The 19,545-nt window shown below is 33.3% G+C and carries 9 protein-coding genes and 2 pseudogenes; all 11 read left to right on the top strand.

The window, feature by feature from the left end; translation table 11 throughout:
* Positions 1–601: VirB6/TrbL-like conjugal transfer protein, CD1112 family (locus tag HMPREF2933_RS01405; protein WP_070672357.1), on the top strand; the 601-nt coding region annotated here is incomplete at its 5' end.
* Between the two features lie 12 nt (positions 602–613).
* Positions 614–880 carry a hypothetical protein gene (locus HMPREF2933_RS01400; protein WP_000573637.1) on the top strand — a complete coding sequence of 89 codons (267 nt, stop codon included), beginning with the start codon at positions 614–616 and terminating at the stop codon, positions 878–880.
* A gap of 3 nt (positions 881–883) precedes the next feature.
* Positions 884–1,282, top strand: a complete 399-nt coding sequence (locus tag HMPREF2933_RS01395; RefSeq protein ID WP_000542590.1) for a PrgI family protein — start codon at positions 884–886, stop codon at positions 1,280–1,282.
* Positions 1,185–3,617 (top strand): VirB4-like conjugal transfer ATPase, CD1110 family, encoded by a 2,433-nt coding sequence (locus HMPREF2933_RS01390; protein ID WP_032108374.1) that lies wholly within the window; start codon positions 1,185–1,187, stop codon positions 3,615–3,617. Before HMPREF2933_RS01395 ends, HMPREF2933_RS01390 begins: the two co-directional genes overlap by 98 nt.
* Positions 3,618–3,623: 6 nt before the next feature.
* A pseudogene (locus HMPREF2933_RS10570) lies at positions 3,624–3,887 on the top strand (CHAP domain-containing protein); the annotation flags it as partial.
* 213 nt (positions 3,888–4,100) lie between these two features.
* Positions 4,101–5,918 (top strand): annotated as a pseudogene (locus HMPREF2933_RS01385) (CHAP domain-containing protein); the annotation flags it as partial.
* A 12-nt stretch (positions 5,919–5,930) separates the two neighbouring features.
* Positions 5,931–6,167 (top strand): hypothetical protein, encoded by a 237-nt coding sequence (locus tag HMPREF2933_RS01380; protein WP_001224413.1) that lies wholly within the window; start codon positions 5,931–5,933, stop codon positions 6,165–6,167.
* Entirely contained in the window at positions 6,148–8,364 is a 2,217-nt protein-coding gene (locus HMPREF2933_RS01375) for a CD1107 family mobile element protein (RefSeq protein WP_000735516.1), read from the top strand. The genes HMPREF2933_RS01380 and HMPREF2933_RS01375 overlap by 20 nt, the downstream gene beginning before the upstream one ends.
* Positions 8,365–8,457: 93 nt before the next feature.
* Positions 8,458–10,164 carry a DNA topoisomerase 3 gene (locus HMPREF2933_RS01370; RefSeq protein WP_003033547.1) on the top strand — a complete coding sequence of 569 codons (1,707 nt, stop codon included), beginning with the start codon at positions 8,458–8,460 and terminating at the stop codon, positions 10,162–10,164.
* A gap of 65 nt (positions 10,165–10,229) precedes the next feature.
* Positions 10,230–11,177, top strand: coding sequence for a DNA cytosine methyltransferase (locus tag HMPREF2933_RS01365; RefSeq protein WP_198429532.1), 948 nt, complete (start codon positions 10,230–10,232; stop codon positions 11,175–11,177).
* A 9-nt stretch (positions 11,178–11,186) separates the two neighbouring features.
* A complete protein-coding gene (locus tag HMPREF2933_RS01360) occupies positions 11,187–19,538 on the top strand; it encodes a helicase-related protein (protein WP_070672351.1) in 8,352 nt (2,783 codons plus the stop codon).
* Positions 19,539–19,545 lie beyond the last annotated feature (7 nt).

The following is a 19,545-nucleotide window of genomic DNA, read 5'->3' as shown; positions in this document are numbered from 1 at the left end:
GAACAATATGCACGATACAGATACCTTTGAGTTTTTTAAATACATGATAAAGATGTGGATAGCAGTATGGCTAGTATCTCATGCCTTTACATTCTCAATGGCAGTCTTTGATGTTGCACAACACCTTGTAAATCAGGCGGCAGGAGTAATCAATACTTCTGCCACCGTTTCAGGTGATCAAATTGTTCAGATGGTTGAGGGATTAAAAGACAAAGGACTTGGAGAACTGGTGATGATACTCTTTGAAACCTCGCTTGTTAAAGTTGCAATACAGGTTATGTCGGTAGTCATAATGCTAGTTGTCTATGGCAGAATGTTTGAGATATATGTTTACTGTTCAGTTTCAGCAATTCCATTTGCCACTATGGGAAATAAGGAGTGGGGACAAATTGGAACAAATTATATCAAAGGTCTATTTGCTATTGGGCTTCAAGGCTTATTCTTGATTATATGCTTGGGTATTTACGCAGTTTTAGTAAAGACGATAAAGATAACGGACATTCATGCAAGTACCTTTATGATATTAGGCTATGCATTACTTCTTGGTCTAATGATGCTAAAGAGTGGAACGCTTGCAAAGAGTGTATTAAACGCACATTAAGGAGGATTTTTAATGATAGAAGTAAAGAAAAAGTTGTTTCCAGTTTCAATTATTGCAGTAGGAATTGGAGCATTTGCTATCTCGATTTTTAACAGGAACAAATTAAAGAATTTAGAAGATGAAGTAAAAAGTACAAGAGATGATGTGAAATCTATTCTTTGTTATCAAGAGCAGAAAAATGCATTCATTGAGTCAGAATTAGAAGAGATGAGAAATGAAGTTGCTTCATGCTATGAACATTTTGAAGCATTTTCAAAGGAAAAAGAAGATGGGAGGTAAGCTATGGGCTATGTACCAATTCCCAAAGATTTAAAAAAGGTAAAAACAAAGGTAGCCTTTAACCTTACAAGAAGACAATTAATTGGATTTACACTTGCTGGACTGGTTGGTATACCAGTCTATTTATTTATGAGAAAGTTTATGCCTAATGATATAGCGATACTGTTTTTAATTGTATCAACTCTTCCAATCTTCTTTGTAACACTATTTGAAAAAGATGGACTTACCTTTGAGAAATATTTTAAGCACATATATCTACACAAGTTTTATCAACCACAGAAGCGAGTGAGAAAGGAGGTTTACCTTGAACAAGAAAAGAAAAATACAGCAAATTCAGTTAGAAAAAAATCAAAAGGTATTAAAGGAAAACAAAAGAAACCTGAAAAAAGAAAAGCTGACTAAGCAGAAGAAAAAAGCTTCTCTAATCGACTTAATATTTAAGAAAGAGCCTAAGAGATATACTGTTGAAGATACAATACCTTATCTGAGAATGCTAAAAAGTGGAATATGCCAGCTTGATGAAAAGCACTATAATAAGTGTATTGCATTTCAGGATATAAACTATCAGCTTGCCTTAGAAGAAGATAAGGATTTGATTTTCAATCAATTTGCGAATGTCTTAAACTCTTTTGATCCAAGTGTAGATATTGAGTTTTCATATATAAATCAACTTGGAAGAAATAATGAATTAAAAGCAGCTATTCAGATACCGGATAAAAATGATGGTTATGATGATATTCGATTAGAGTTTCGTGAGATGTTAAAAAGTCAGCTTGCAAAGGGAAATAATGGTTTAAAGAAATCGAAGTATATCACCTTTGGAGTTGAAGCGGATAGTTTGGAGCAAGCGACTGCAAAACTTGAGCGACTTGAGATTGATATATTATCAAATCTAAAGAGCATGGGAGTTCGTGCTGAGGGCTTAACTGGAGAAGAAAGATTAAAAGTCTTACATGATATTTTAAATCCAGATAAGCTCTTTTCTTTTTCCTATAAAGACTTAAAACCAAGAGAAAGTACAAAGACTGTTATTGCACCAGATTCTTTTAACTTCGTGCCAAGTAAGTATTTTAAGTTTGGAAAATATATTGGAGCTGTAAGTCATCTTCAAATACTTGCAAGTGAGCTATCTGATAGAATGCTTGCAGAATTTTTAGATATAGATGACAACATCAATATTTCTTTTCATATCAAGGCAGTTGAGCAGACAGAAGCTATTAAAATGGTGAAAAGAAAAAATACAGATATTGATAAGATGAAGATTGAGGAAAATAAAAAGGCAGTTAGAAGTGGCTATGATATGGACATATTGCCAAGTGATTTAATTACCTATGGAGATAATATCAAGATGCTTTTAAAAGATCTCCAGACAAGAGATGAGCGTATGTTTATCGTAACGATTGTCTTTATGAATTTTGCAAGGACAGTACAAAAGCTAGATACGACTATTTCTCAGATTTCATCTATTGCAAGTAAACATAATTGTAAAATTAAACGCTTAGATCATAGTCAAGAACAAGGCTTTGTAAGTGTATTACCACTTGGAGTAAATAAGATTGAAATAGATAGAGGACTAACCTCATCATCTACAGCAGTATTTTTACCATTTACAACAGAGGAGCTTTTCATAAACTCATCAAATAGCTTGTACTACGGATTAAATGCCTTAAGCCATAATCTTATTATGGCAGATAGAAAAATGCTTAAAAATCCAAATGGATTGATTCTAGGTACGCCTGGTTCTGGTAAGTCCTTTTCTGCAAAGCGTGAAATGGCAAATGCTATTCTTACAACAGATGATGATGTGATTATTTGTGATCCAGAGGGAGAATATGGCAATCTTGTTAAACAGTTTAAGGGAGAAGTCATTAAGGTTAGTGCAAAGAGTAAAGACTATCTCAATCCACTAGATATAAATATGAATTATGGAGATGGTGATGCACCACTTAAGGATAAGGCAAACTTTATTATGTCTATGCTTGAACTTGTGGTTGGTGGTAGTGGACTTACAGCAGAAGAAAAGTCTGTTATAGATAGGTGTTTACCTAGAATTTATGAAAAGTATTTTGAAAATCCAATTCCAGAGAATATGCCTATACTTCAAGACCTTTACAATATGTTAAGAGGGCAAGAAGAAAAGGTGGGAAAGAAACTTGCAACAGAAATGGAAATCTATGTTTCAGGAAGTCTTAATGTCTTCAATCATCAGTCAAATGTAGATTTAAATAAACAGCTTATTTGCTTTGATATTAAAGAACTTGGAACGCAGCTTAAGAAGATAGGTATGCTTGTTATTCAAGACCAGGTTTGGAATAAGGTTTCTCAAAATAGAAATACCGGCAAAAGTACAAGGTATTACATTGACGAGTTTCACTTGCTTTTAAAGGATGAACAGACTTCACAGTATTCGGTGGAAATCTGGAAGAGATTTAGAAAATGGGGAGGTATTCCAACAGGAATTACACAAAATGTCAAAGATCTACTTGCAAGTAAAGAAATTGAAAATATTTTCGACAATACGGATTTTATTCTAATGCTTAATCAAGCAACAGGTGATAGAGATTGGCTTGTTGTAAAGCTTAAAATCTCAAAGGATCAGGAAAAATTCGTTACTAATTCGAGAGCTGGTGAAGGTCTGATTTTCTTTGGGAATACCATTGTTCCATTTGTAGATAATTTCCCTAAAGACACAATCCTATATCAAAAGATGACTACAAAACCTGAAGAAGTGAGGTAGCGTCTTATGAGTAAAAAAAGAAAGCGAGATTTGAATGAAAAGTTAAGGGCAAGAGAAGAAAAAATCATCACAAAGGCTGAAACAGATGATGTCCTAGATTACAAAAGAAAAACTGGAGATGATTACAGGGATAAGGTTGTTAAAGAAGAAAATAGGTTTCAAGATAAGCTTCACGAGAAGATAAGTAAAAGAACAGATATTACTAGTGAAATAGACACAAGTAACAAGAGCAAAAATGCTATAAAAAGAAATTTTCAAAGTAACAGTTTTGAAACTGATAGTGGAATGAAGCCTATTGTAGAGTCTGCAGAGAAAAACCAAAGGATAGAAGTTAATTCAGATGCTTATAGAGTTTTTGAAAATACTGCTTCTAAAGAAACTCATAGGAATAGAGAAGTAGGTAATACTAATAATGGTTTGAATAGTCAGAGCGTAAATGTTAATCAGCGAAAACATTCTAAAAAACTTGTGAGTGATTTTGCTGAAACGGAAGTAGCTAAGTCAGATTATCAAACAGAGGTTAAAGAAAATCGTATCTATGATCCTTTGGCAAAAGACCAAGATGGTGATGGTGTCATTGATAGATACGATAATGATTTTAGAGATAGCGATGTATCCTATGAGCCTTTAGGTAATAAAAAATCCAAACTTTATGAAAAGCAGAAAACGTCACTTAAAAGAAAGAACTATTCTGATAAGCTCTTTACAAGAAAAGGGACAGATAAGAAAAAAGAAGATAATACTAAAGCTTCTAAAACTGGTAAAGAAGCCATCAAAGATAGGGAAAAGGAAAATCAGCTTTATAAAAGGTATAACAAAGAAACCATAGTCGGTGGAAGTGTGATTGGAGCTGCAAAACTTGGTGAGGTTACAAGTGCTTATCTATCATCTGGTAGTGATGAAAATGCATCGGTTGAAGCTGCTGAAAAAGGCTTAGGAAGTTCCTCTAAACTTATTCATGGTGTAAAGAATTATTCGGACAAGAGAAAAAGTAAGAAGCTATATGATTTAGAAAAGAGCGATAGGAAAATCCAAAGTAGAAAATCCAAGCTTGAGTTTAGAAAGAGCATGGACGAGATTAAGAAGACCGACCAATATAAAAAAGCAAATGCTTATAAGAAGTTTCAAAAGAAGAAACAGATGAAGTCGGTTATCTATAAGCAAAATAAGACGAGGATAAGGGATAGAGTAAAAGAAGCCTTTGTAAATACCTTAAAGGTATCTAAGGACTTTATCATAAGAAAAACGAAAGTAGCAGCTATTTTAATAGTTGCTATTATTGTTTTTGGAACATTTATCCTTGATTTTGCAAGTATTTCAATGGGCGGGCTTTCTAATTTTACAAGTGGTATTCTTACAACTTCATACCTATCTGCTCCAAATATACTAAAAGAAATTAACCAAAGTTTTTCAAAAAAAGAAGATGAACTGTATAAAGAGCTTGAGAATGTAGAAGAAAACTATCCCGGATATGATGAGTACATCATAAATAAAAATGGAGATATTGGTCATAATGTCCACGAACTTTTAGCCTATATCACATCAAGATGTGGTGATGTAAAAAAACTTTCAGAAGTTAGCGGTATTTTAGATGAACTCTTTGATTCCATGTATCAGGTTGATTATGAAGAAAAAGTTGAAACAAGATACAGGACTGTAACAGAAACCTATACTGATGAGGATGGAAACGAATATACAGAAAGTCACGAAGAGCCTTACGAGTATAGAAAGCTCATTGTTACCCTAAATAAAAGGGAAATGGATAGCGTCATTAGAGAAGTTTTTAGAGATTATCCAGATAATTTAAAACACTATGAAGCTCTATTTCTTGCTCAAGGTAATATGGGTGAGATATTTGGAAATACCGATTTGATTACAGCAAATGGTGGTGTTGGTGGAGGAAAAGAATATGAAGCATCGTCTGATGTTCAAAAGAAAATTGTAAATGCAGCATATATTACTCCATCACCTGGAGCAGGTTGGTGTGCCATGTGGGTTTCACAAGTTTATCAAAATGCAGGTCTTGGATATATCGGAGGAAATGCTAATGATATGTATCGAAACCATACATTTACTTCTGATAGATCAAAGTTAAAAGTAGGAATGCTTGTAGCAGTTGAAAGTAGTAGCAGTGGTGGTCAAGCCGGACTTACTTATGGTCATGTCGGAATTTATATTGGTGATGGTAAGGTAATGGATAATATCGGAGTAGTTAGGGTAACAACCTTAGATGATTGGATAGCAACATTCTGTAAACATCATCCAGTAGGCTTTGGCTTTCCACCAAATGTAAACAGATAAGGAGGGCAGAATGTGAGAAAAGAATTAAAACTAACGAAAAATAAAATAAAAAAACTTCTTGATAAAAAGGCTCTGATTGATAAAGAATTAGAGCCTTTATTTATTCGAGAAGAAGAACTTGAAAACGAAGAAATCATCGTGATTTGTAGAGAAAACAACATCACGCTTGAGGACTTAATGAGAAAAGTAAAAGAAGAGAAAAAACAAAAACAAGAAAAGGAGTTTAATGATGAAAAAATTGTTGAGTAACAAAAAGATTTTAGCAAGTATACTTGCTTTACTGGTGTTAGTAGGCTTAGTGGCAACAGTGTACCTAAACAAATCAAATATTGTATATGCTATGGGAGCCGATAATAATCATGGGCAGTATAAAACAAAATTTATTGTGAATATGATTGACAATACAAGTGATCAGAATATAAGTAAGTCATATTATGAGGATAAGCTGAAATTTAAGATAAATATTTTAAAGGAATTTAAACTTGAGGGTAATTTAACATCATTTGATAGATATGATGAAATGTTTACAGAAGCTGATTTTGATACCGAAAGAACGGGACATACAAGATTTACAAGCAAAAAAGAATTTAATTATTATAAAGCTACAGGTGTAAATATTGGCAGCGGCATATTCTTAGATTTTACAGAAAACAATCAAGACTACTATGTTGGTTCTATTGAGGAGCATATTAGAACATATAGCGATAATAAGATTTACCATATCTTAGATACACCTGTATATAAGCTGAATCGAGATATTGTAAAAACTAAGATTGATTATGATGGAGAAATAAAAGAAGAGTCCAAAAAAGAAATTATAAAGAAAGTTAAAGAAGCCAATCCTAATATCAACAATCTTAAAGAAATAAAGATTGAGAAAGATAAGCTCATCATTGAAACTTGGAATAGATACCATACAGGTCTTCCATATATAACTTTTAATGTAGATGACTTAATTACAAGAGTGGCAAGTGTTGATACGCAAACTGATAAAACTGAAAAAAAGGATAGTTCAGTACAAACAGATGATAAAAGTAAAAAAGATTCAGCAACACAAACTAAAGCAGAAGTTAAGGTAAAATACTTTTTCGAAGATGGAAAGGTATATAAAGAATTTACTAAAACTTTTGATGTAGGCTATGTTCTTGATGCTTCAGAACTTGATATGTTACCTGATAATATGAAATTTCTTGATGATTTTGCCACATATAAGGTAAAGGGAAAAGATGATGAAATTATAAGAAAGGTATCTTATCTAAAGAAAGATGAAAATACTCAAACCGAGAAAGATATAAAGGATAGTGCTACTCAAACTGAGGAAAAGAAGAAAAAAGATGTTTCTGTGCAAACTGTTTTAACAGGAAAAGACATTGAAAAGTTAGAAAAAGACCTAAAAGTCTATGAAAAAGAAATGGATAAACTAAACAAGGAGCTAAAAGATAAAGCGGACATTTCTAATGATAAGAAAGAAGAAATCAATAAGCTTAATGATAAAATCAAATCCTTAGAAGAAAAGTTTGAAAATAGAAAAAATGAAAAGATAAAAGGTATATCGGATAAGGATATTTCAAAGCTTGAAGATAGAATTAAAGGCTTAGAAAGTAAAATTTATACTCTAAAAAATACATCATCAAGTACAGGAAAAGCTCCATCAAAGACAGTTACATCTAGTCCAATTCCTTTTACAAGCGGAAAAGGAACACAAACAGGTAGCGAAAAACAAATTGCTTCAAATTCTGCGACAAAAAAGGGAAACACTACATCTGAAAACACTGGTAAAAAAGAAGAAAAGCAAGAAATTCGCTATCCGAATAAGCTAACACCTAAACAGACTTCAAGTAATGGAGATACGTCTTCTATGGATGGAACAAGCAAGCCTGTAAATACAAATAAAGGAGTAGCGTCAGCACCATCAAAGGCAAGAGGATCTGTTACAGAGAATAAGGATAATGCAAACAAAGATTATCCAATTCACCACAACGATGGTAAAGATAATAAGTCTACGGATATGTATTCAGCAGACGCAAGACAGTTTGTAACTTTTACAACTAAAAATGGAAAGACTTTTCATCTAATCATTAACCATGATGAAGATAGCGAGAATGTAATGCTTTTAACAGAAGTTTCAGAAGATGATCTACTTAATATGGTTGAAAAGAAAGAAGCTCCAAAACAGGAAATTACAAAAGAAGAGCCAAAGAAAGAAGAAGTAAAGCCGGTTAAGAAAGAAGAAAAAAGTAGTATGGGAACTTACATTATCTTACTTCTTGCAGTAGGTGGAGCATTAGGTGCAGGTTATTACTTTAAGGTTGTTAAAAAGAAAGAGAATGAAGAACTTGAAGCATTAGAAGAAGATGACGATAGTTTCTTTTCAGAAGCCGAGGAAAGTGAAAATGAAGTAGATGAAGTTGAAACAGAAGATAAAGAAGATGATGAGTTAGAGTAAATTTGCACCTAAAACTATACAATTTTGGGTGCAAGATATAGGGCGAGAGAGTAAAATCTTTCGCCCTATTTTTTACAGGGAGGATAAAAATATATGAAACTTGTAATTGCAGAAAAACCAAGTGTTGCCCTATCCATATCAAAAGTAATAGGAGCAACAAATAAAAAAGATGGATACTATGAGGGAAATGGCTATAAGGTAAGTTGGTGCATTGGACACCTAATTCAGATGGCAAATCCCGATAGCTACGATGAAAAGTATGCTAAGTGGAATATGGAAGATTTACCGATTATTCCGAGTGAATATAAGTATGAGGTTTCAAAATCCACTAAGAAACAATTTAGTATCTTGAAGAAACTATTGAATGATAAAGAAGTAGAGAATGTAGTAAATGCTTGTGATGCAGGTCGTGAGGGGGAAAGTATTTTTAGACTTGTTTACAATCAAGCAAATTGTAAAAAGAAGATGGAACGCCTTTGGATTTCATCGATGGAGGATAGTGCCATAAAAGATGGTTTTGATAATCTAAAAGAGGGAAAGTTCTACGATAATCTCTTTGAGTCTGCACAGGCAAGAGCGATTGCAGATTGGCTTGTTGGAATGAATATCAGTAGATTTTATTCGTGCCTATATAAGCAAAATTACAGTGTAGGAAGAGTGCAGACACCTACCCTCTCAATGATTGTAAATAGAGATGAGGAAATAACCAATTTCAAAAAAGAAAAATATTTTACAGTAGAGTTAAGTCTTAATGACTTTACACTTTCAACAGATAGAATTGATGATGAAATAACAGCAGAGCAGCTCTTAAACTTAGTAGGCGATAAGATAGAAATTACCGATGTTATTCAAAAAGAAAAGATAACAAAGCCTGATTTGCCATTTGACCTTACAACGCTCCAAAGAGAGTGCAACAAATATTTTGGATATAGTGCTAAGCAAACACTTGATTATGCACAGAGCCTATATGAAAAGAAGTTTATCACTTATCCAAGAACGGATAGCAGATGCCTGACTGAAGATATGATTACAAGCGTCATTAATAATATCTTAGGCAAGAATGACTTTGATACTGAAAGAATTAAGATAGTGTTTAACTCCAAAAAAGTTACGGATCACCATGCGATTATACCAACAATCAGCTCATTAAAAGAAGATATTTCAACTCTTCCAGCAAGTGAAGCAAAAGTATATAGACTTATAACAAATAAACTTCACGCAAGTGTTGGATACCCATTAGTAGAAAATACTACAAAAATTGTTGCTGAGTTTGATGGATTTGAATTTACAAGTAGTGGCAAAGTGATAATTGATGAGGGATTCACTAAGTATCTAAAAGAATATAAAACGAAGAAAACGGAAGATATACTACTCCCGGATATAAAGGTTGGAGATGTATTTGAAATAAAAAATAAAGAAATAAAAGAGAAATATACAACACCACCTAAACATTTTACGGAAGATACACTTTTAAAGGCTATGGAAGTAGCGGGTAATGACGCCTTAGAAAAAGGCATTGAGGTAGAAAGAAAAGGACTTGGTACACCAGCAACTCGTGCAGGTATTATTGAAAACTTGATTTTCAAAGGTTTTATCGAAAGAGATAAGAAAAATTTAATCGCTACGCATAAAGGAATTAGTCTTGTAACGATTGTAGCTGACACCTTTAAATCAGCTAAAACAACAGCTGATTGGGAAATGCAGCTTTCTGATATTGCAAGTGGTAAAGAAGATAAGGAAAAGTTTTTAAACAGCATTGAAGAAGAAATTAAAAATACGATAAACACACACAAAAAATAGAAATTGAATATAAACCAAAGGGAATGAGAGAAATCTTGTTCCTTTTTTTGTTGGAGGTGGTTGAGATTGAAACGATAAAAATTATAGAACTATTTGGTGGTATCGGAGCAATTAGAAAGGCTTTCATCAGACAAAAGATACCTCACCAAGTAATTGATTATGTAGAGATAGATAAAAACTGTGTTAAAAGCTACAATGCTTTATACAATACTAATTTTAAGCCGAAAAGTATTTTGTATTTTCATCCACCAGATGAAAAAATAGATTTACTAATGCATGGAAGTCCTTGTCAAGATTTTAGTCGAAGTGGCTTAAAGAAGGGTGGCACAAAAGGTAGCGGTACAAGAAGTAGTCTTCTTTTTGAAACAATACGAATTATAGAAGAAATGAAAATACGACCAAAGATAGTGCTTTGGGAAAATGTAAAGGGAGTTCTCGATAAGAATATGAGAGCTTCCTTTTTTCATTACCTAAAAGAAATGGAGAGACTTGGATATGAGAACAAATATGAAATTCTAAATGCTATAGAGTTTGGAATACCACAGAAAAGAGAGCGTATCTTTGTTGTAAGCATCTTGGGGAATAATTCTTTTGATTTTGCCAAGCTCGAAAAAACACAAACAAGGGATATATCTGAATTTCTTGAGAAAGACGCTTCAAATCTTTATGAAGTAAGGCAAGAGTCAATGCTTCGATATATAAGAGGAGAGCCTAAGAATAATAATTTTAGAGGAAGACTTAAAGTGATAGATAAGTTTGCCTACACAATTTCCACCAAGCAAGTGCGTATTCCTAATTCAGGAATTATTGATTTAAGTAATGGCAAATATAGATATTTAACTGAGCGAGAATGCTTTAGACTTATGGGTTTTGATGATGAAGACTTTAATAAACTCAAAGCTATATATCCAGGAAGAAAAGGTAAATTATCGTCAATACTTTATAAACAAGCTGGAAATAGCATTGTCGTAAATGTGTTAGAAGCAATATTAAAAGAAATTTTGAAGAACTAGGAGGTAAAGATGAGAACAAATGATTTTTACAATATTATCGAGCTTGTAAAAAGAGATGTTTTAGATAGTGAAAATGAGTATCTGAAACTCTTAAAAGTCATTGGAAATAACCAAAGATACGACTTTTTAAGTCAACTTAGTATCTATGATAAAAATCCCAATGCAACTGCTTGTGCAAGCTTTGATATGTGGAGGGAAAGATTTAATCGCACCGTTATGCGAGGACAAAAGGGTATTCCAATCCTAAGTGAAACCTATCCATTTCAAAAGGTTGGATATATCTTTGATATTAGTCAGACAGTATCTATGGATAGAGGCGTAAATGAGGTAAAACTATGGGCGTTTGATAGAGAAAAACATGAAGAAGCACTAAAAGATATGCTTACTCTTCGTGGCTTTGAAGCAAGTGATAAGTTATCTGAAAATATCTACTCACTTAGCAGAGTTTATGCAGATGACAGCATCTATGAGCTTTGTAATAACTTGAGAATTTCTGATGAAGATAGAAACTCATTTGTAAACTTTATGAGAAATTCTATTAGCTTTGCAATTTCAAATAGATTTAACATGGATTATCCTATTCCAATGGATAACTTACAAGAAAATTTTAAGTACTTAGATAGAATTTCTTTAATGAGTGTTGGTAACTGTATTTCCAATGCTTGTAGTAATATTATTGAAGCTACAATTGTAAGAACAAGAAATTTATCTGTCAATCAAGACCTGACAAAGAGTATAGGTGCCGATTATAATAAGATTAACGAAAATAATAATGAATTAGGAGGTATAAAAAATGCTATTCGATCAAATGACCAAAGAGATGATGATACAAGAAACCGAGTTCTTGGAAATGGAAAATACGGACGAGATAATTTCAAAAATCAAGGAGAAGACCTTGAACAATCTGGAAAACGAGAAGAGCTTCATGGAAAAATTTCCAAATCCGACTTACGCAGTGATGAGACTGGACTTTCTTACAGAAACGAGCGAGGAGAAACACTATCAAATGCTAATAGACCTTTACAAAGAGAAGAAATTACTAATGCATCTAATGGAAGTACAGAAAAGAGCAATCCACTTTATGAGAGAGGAAAAACCGAAGATGATGGAAGCTTGGAAGATAACGGACGAGAATCATCCAGAGTACAAGGCGATGATTTCAGCCCTAAAAGAGATGGTGATAAAGGAAATAGTAGAAGCATAGAAAACAGCATAGAAGATATGAATGAGGAAGCAGAAAATGCTTCCTTTTTCTATTCTAAGGAAGATCCATATAATCTAATGACTGATGAAATGCTTGAGCGTGTTCCTGAACTTTATGAACAGGAAAAAATAAGCCTTGCCGAAAAAGAAGTTCATGCAGCATATATTATTCCATTTAGAAGTAACTGGACTTGGTATATGACAGAGTATGATAGAGAAAGTGGCGATGCCTTTGGGCTTGTTTTAGGAATAGAGCCTGAATGGGGATATTTTAATATCAATGAGCTTAAAGAGCTAAATGCTCAAAGACTAATTTTAGAGGATTTTCCAAAAACTTTTAGAGAACTTAAATACACAGAACTTAAAAAACAGATGGATGAACAAGAGCTTCAGATGGTTTTTAATGGTGAACTTAGCTTTGAAGATGATGTAATTCATAAAGAAATTAACAACGAAGTTATAGAGGAATTTGAAGAAGAATTAAGCCCTAATTTTGCCGAAGAAGTCGGATCTATAATGGAAGAGTACGAGGTATCAAGAGATATTGCAATCAGTAGACTTACCACAAGCAAATTAGAAGAAGCACTTCAAGGCACAAATATTAAGCTAAGCGATTTTAATTCTGAACAGTTAGAAGAGATTATGAGTGCCATTAAAGAATATGACTTTTATGGAAATGAGATTACAGAAATTGCAGATCCAAAGCTTCCTGTTTGGAAGATGGAACAGTTAAAATGGCTGATTGATGACTGGAACAAAGATACAAACGGTGTTACATCAGAAAAGATAAAGTATCTAAAAGACCTAGATATTAAACTTGCAAAATTCAATGTACTAAAAGGTTATCTAATAAATGACGATGTAAGCATAAGTCAAATTGAAGAATTTAAGGACAATATCGACTTTGTTACGATGAGCGAGTTTGTTGATAGCCTTAAAGAATATTCATATAACAATCAAAATGAAAAAGTGGCAATTAAGGTGGGTAACGAATTTATCCTTGCAAGTAAACAAGATAGCTTAGAGATTAGCCTTGAGGATACTGGAAGAAAAGTAGTAGTTGATGGAGTAGAATATTCACTTAATCGAGGAGTAGATTTTGAAGAAAGCACAAAGGTTGATACTTTGATTGATAGTGGAAAATATGAAGCATATAAGATTGCTGATTATGTTGTGGAAGCTACTCAAGTTGAAGCAAAACAAGAGACACTTTTTGATTACCTTAATCCAGAAGAAGATAAAGAAAAATCATTAGACTTATCTGTTGGGAAAATGGTCTACATAGATCATGAGGCATATAAGATTGATGATGAAGTGAGCTTTAATGAGATTCTAAAAAAGAATGATTTAAGACTTGCACCACTTAGAAAAGGTAACTTTATGATGCCGATTGTGAGTTTTGCTGATGATAAGGAGCTTTTAGAAAAAATCTCTTTTGATAGACCAAAACTTATGGTTGGAGATGAAGTTCAATATAAGAATAAGGATTTTACCATTACAAGATTTGATGACATGGGAAAGGGTCTAAAGACAGTAACCATAAAGGATAATGTGGAATATCTTGGAGGAATGATTACGGGTTCAGAAGTTATTCCGTATAGATTAGAAAGTGATTTAGAAAGACTTTTTGGACTTGAGGAAAAGAAACAAGAGAAAGTATCAAACTTTAGAATTAAAGAAGATATTCTCCCTGATAAACTTGCTCCAAGTGAAAGGTTAAACAATAATCTTGAAGCCATTGCAATGCTCAACAGGATAGAAAAAGGTGAAAGGGATTTAGATGTTACAGCACAGGAAACTTTGGCTAAATATGTTGGGTGGGGTGGACTTGCTGATGTCTTTGATGAAAGTAAAGACGGTCAATGGAAAGAAGCAAGAGCTTTCTTAAAAGAAAATTTATCCTCATCAGAATATGAGGCTGCTAAGGAATCTACCTTAACAGCTTTTTATACGCCTAAAATTGTAATTGATGGAGTATATAGTACGCTTTCAGAAATGGGATTTAAGAATGGAAATATTTTAGAACCATCGATGGGCGTAGGTAATTTTATCGGTAATCTTCCAGATGAAATGAGCAAGTCAAAGTTTTATGGAGTTGAGCTTGATTCTGTTAGTGGTAGAATTGCAAAACTTCTTTATCCTGAAAGTGATGTGCAAGTGAAAGGATTTGAAGAGACAAGTTTTTCAAATAACTTCTTTGATGTGGCAATTGGTAATGTTCCGTTTGGCGAATTTAAGGTTAATGATAGGGAATACAATCGTAATAACTTTCTAATTCATGACTATTTCTTTGCTAAATCTATTGATAAGGTGAGAAATGGTGGTGTTATAGCCTTCATCACATCATCTGGAACAATGGACAAGAAAGACGAAAGTATCCGTAAATATATAAATGCAAGAGCAGAGTTTTTAGGTGCAATAAGACTTCCTAACGATACCTTTAAGGGTGTTGCCGGAACTGAGGTGACAAGCGATATTATTTTCCTGAAGAAAAGAGATAGTGTACTTGAGCGTGACGATGACTGGGTTCATTTAGCAGAAGATGAAAATGGCTTAACTTACAATAAATACTTTGTAGACCATCCTGAACAAGTATTAGGTTCTATGCGTGAAGTTAGTGGTAGATTTGGAAAGACTTTAACTTGTGAGCCGATAGCCTTTTTAGGACAAGAGAATAATATGGAGTCTCTTAAAGACCGTATTGAAATAGCAGGTGAAAGAATATCAAAAGATGCGAAGTATGAAGAGATAGAGCTACTAGATGATGAAGTAACCTCAATACCCGCAACCGATGATGTAAAAAACTTCTCTTATACCTTGATTGATGATGAGGTATATTACAGAGAAAATTCACTTTTCATTAAGAGAGAAGTATCAGACAAAAACAAGGAAAAGATTAAGAATTATCTCGAATTAAATGACGCACTAAAGGATGTGATATACAAGCAAAAAGAAGACTTTAGTGAAGCTGAAATCAAAGAATCTCAGGATAAATTAAACGCTGTTTATGATAACTTTTCTAAGAAACATGGTTTTGTTAATAATTTAAGTAACACCAGAGCTTTAAGAGAGGATAGTAACTTCCCACTGGTATCTTCTATCGAGATACTTGATGAAGAAGAAAACTTCAAGGCAAAAGGCGATATTTTTTCTAAACGAACTATCACAAAAGCGAAAGTTATTGACCATGTAGATAATTCACTTGAAGCATTGGTACTATCTATTTCACAAAAAGGTTATGTAGATTTTGATTACATGACAAATCTTACGGATAAGGATAGAAACACTCTTATAGAAGAACTTAGAGGAGAAATCTTTTTAAACATTAGGGAAGAGAATGTTAGTTTTAATCAGAAGCTTTCTTTTGACTTGGAAGATGGTGATTTACCATTTGCTTGTAGCGAAGAGACTAACTCCTTTAAGTATACCTATGTAACGAAAGATGAATACTTAAGTGGCAACATTAGAGAAAAGATTGAAATTGTAGATAGTTATATCAATAGGTTGCGACAAGCAGAACGAATGCTTCCAGAAGAAAGTGAAAACGAAAGGGAAACACTTGTAAATGAACTAAGCAGACTGGAATATCAAAAAGCAGAACTTCAAAGAGTAATGCCAAAGGAACTTGAAGCAAGTGAAATTAATGTAAGGCTTGGTGCAACATGGATTCCAACTAAGGATATTGAAAGATTCATATTTGAAACATTAAAGACTCCAGGATATGCAAGATGGGATATTAAAGTTAAATTTTCACATTTAACCAGTGAATGGAATGTTGAGGGAAAGAGCAAAGATAGAGGAAATGACCTTGCTGAAATGACCTATGGAACAAGTAGAGTGAGTGCCTACAAGCTGATTGAAGATGCTCTAAACCTAAAAGAAACAAAAGTCTTTGACCAATTAGTAAATCCAGATGGTTCAAAGACTTCGGTACTAAATAAAAAAGAAACCATGCTTGCAGGACAGAAACAAGAGCTTATCAAGGAAGAGTTTAAGAACTGGATATTTAACGATGTAGATAGAAGAACAAGACTTGTTAAAGTATATAACGAGAGATTTAATTCTATTCGTAATCGTGAGTATGACGGTTCTAACTTAAGCTTTGATGGAATGAGTACAGATATTACACTTCGTAATCATCAAAAAAATGCCATTGCAAGAATTTTATATGGTGGCAACAGCTTACTTGCCCATGTAGTAGGAGCCGGCAAAACCTTTGAAATGGTAGCAAGCTCTATGGAAGCAAAAAAACTTGGAATGTGTACTAAGTCCTTATTTGTAGTTCCTAATCACTTAACAGGACAAATTGGTAGAGAGTTTATGCAGCTATATCCGTCAGCAAATATTATGGTTGCTGATAAAAAAGACTTTGAACCGAAAAACAGAAAGAGATTTATTGGAAAGATTGCCACAGGCGAATACGATGCTGTCATTATTGGTCATAGTCAGTTTGAAAAAATTCCAATGTCTAAGGAATATCAACAAAAGCACATTCAAGACCAAATCGATGAGATTATCAATTATGTAGAAGAGTATAAGCATGACAGAAATCAAAACTTTACAGTAAAGGAACTTCAAAAGACGAGAAAAAAATTAGAAGCAAGACTTGAAAAATTAAACGATGATTTTAAGAAAGATGATGTTATTACTTTTGAAGAGCTAGGAGTAGATAAGCTGATCGTTGATGAGGCACATAACTATAAGAACCTATATCTTTATACAAAAATGAGAAATGTTGCAGGTATCGGACAATCTGAAGCTTTTAAGTCCTCAGATATGTTTATGAAATGCCGATACATGGATGAAATGACTGGTGGAAAAGGAATTGTCTTTGCGACAGGCACTCCAGTATCAAACTCAATGACAGAGCTTTATACTATGCAAAGATATTTACAGTACGACACTTTAAAAAAGAATGGACTAGAGCATTTTGATTCCTGGGCTTCAACTTTTGGAGAAACACAATCTGCTTTTGAATTATCTCCTGAGGGGACAGGCTACAGAGTAAAAACAAGATTTTCAAAATTCTATAACCTACCTGAGCTTATGAGTATGTTTAAGGAAGTAGCGGATATTCAAACTGCAGATATGCTCAATCTTCCTGTTCCAGAAGCTCATTTTAAAGTCATTAAAACTGAACCAAGTGAAGAGCAAAAAGAAATACTAAAGAGTTTATCTGAAAGGGCAGATAAGGTGCGTAATAAGTCCGTAGAGCCTGAAGAAGATAATATGCTTAAAATCACTAATGATGGTAAGAAACTTGCATTAGATCAGCGTTTAATCAATCCATTACTTCCAGATGATGAAAACTCAAAGGTGAATGTATGTGTTAAAAATGTATTTTCTATTTGGGATAAGACAAAAGAAGAAAAATCAACACAGCTTCTATTTTCAGATATGTCTACACCAAAAGGTGATGGCAGCTTTAATATCTATGATGATATTAGAGATAAACTTGTAGATTTAGGAATACCAAAGGAAGAAATTGCTTTTATCCATGAAGCTAATACCGATAAGCAAAAAGATGAACTCTTTGCAAAGGTAAGAAAAGGAGAAATTCGTATTTTAATGGGTTCTACTCAGAAAATGGGTGCTGGTACAAATGTGCAAAATAAACTAATTGCAATGCATGATTTAGACGTACCATGGAGACCTGCTGACCTTGAACAGAGAAGTGGTAGAATTGTTCGTCAAGGTAATGAAAACAAGGAAGTTAGTATCTATCGTTATGTTACGGAGAATACATTTGATTCGTACCTTTGGCAGACAATAGAGAATAAGCAAAAATTTATTTCACAGATTATGACTTCAAAGACACCTGTTCGTGTGGCGGAAGATGTGGACGAAAGCTCCCTTAACTATGCTGAGATTAAGGCACTTGCTACTGGTGATCCAAAGATAAAAGAAAAGATGGATTTGGATAATGAAGTCACGAAACTTAAAATGCTTGAAGCAAACTATAAGTCCAATCGATATAGATTAGAGGATAAGGTTGCAAAGACATATCCTGAAGAAATAGCAAGGACTGAAAATCTAATTGAAGCAGTGAAAAAGGATATAGAAAATGCCCAGCCACAAGGAAGTGGTGAAAATAAATTCACCTCTATCACGATTAATGGCGAGATAATTCAAGATAAAAAGATAGCTGGAGAAAAGCTCTTAGAAGCGATTAAAGGTGTAAAAATTAATGAAAGTAAGGTTATAGGACAGTACCGAAATATGGACTTAGAGGTAAGTTATAACTTCTTTACAAATGAGCATAATTTCACTTTAAAAGGGGCTACAAACCATTCAGGAGAACTAGGTACAAGTGCAGATGGTAATATCACAAGACTTGATAATGCTATTGATAAAATGCCAGAAAGGTTAAATCGTCTTGAAGAAAAACTCATTAGCACAAAGGAACAACTGGAAAATGCAAAAGAAGAATTAACAAAGCCTTTTGAAAAAGCAGATGAGCTAAAGACAAAAGTATTAAGACTTGCAGAATTAAACAAGCTACTTGATATGGGAGAAGTAGAAGAAAAAGAAAATCCTAATCCATTACTTGAAGATGTAAAAAGGGCTATTGTAGATTTTTGCAAAAGGGAATATGAAGATGATAGTTATACCTATGAAAATTTTAATAATCTCTTTCCTGACCTTGCTCATATTGGAATTGCATATACTACTACACCAGATGAAAAGCATGAAATTCAATATGAAATTAGCTTAGAAGACTTTACAGCTACTCAATATATCAATGGAGAACCAGTTACAAAGATTGATTATCTCAAAGACCTTGGAAGTGAAGAAAAGGCATTGGAATTTCTAAAACAAGAAATGGAATATGGAGACTTTGGAGAGTTTGTATCTATTGATGATAATGACCTTAAAAAAGCATTAGGTCTTGAAAGAGATGACAATGGTAATATATATGATCCGCTTGCAAAAGATTTGGACAATGATGGTGTGCCAGATAGATACGATAATGACTTTAGAGATAGTGACTATTTTGAAACTACTTATGATGTAGAGGATAATATTCACACAAGGGCAGAAAGTAAAGAAAATGTATCTGAAAAGCCGTCTATCTTAGGGCAAATTAAGTCATATCAGTCACAAGAAAAACAAGCAGAAACACGAGAAAATAAATCAAAAGAGCATGATGAACGTTAAGGGGCTT

The sequence above is a fragment of the Streptococcus sp. HMSC066F10 genome, assembly GCF_001813805.1.
Classification (GTDB): domain Bacteria; phylum Bacillota; class Bacilli; order Lactobacillales; family Streptococcaceae; genus Streptococcus; species Streptococcus vaginalis.
The sequence above is the reverse complement of the archived record's forward strand: the minus strand, read 5'-3'. Positions and strand labels throughout refer to the sequence as shown.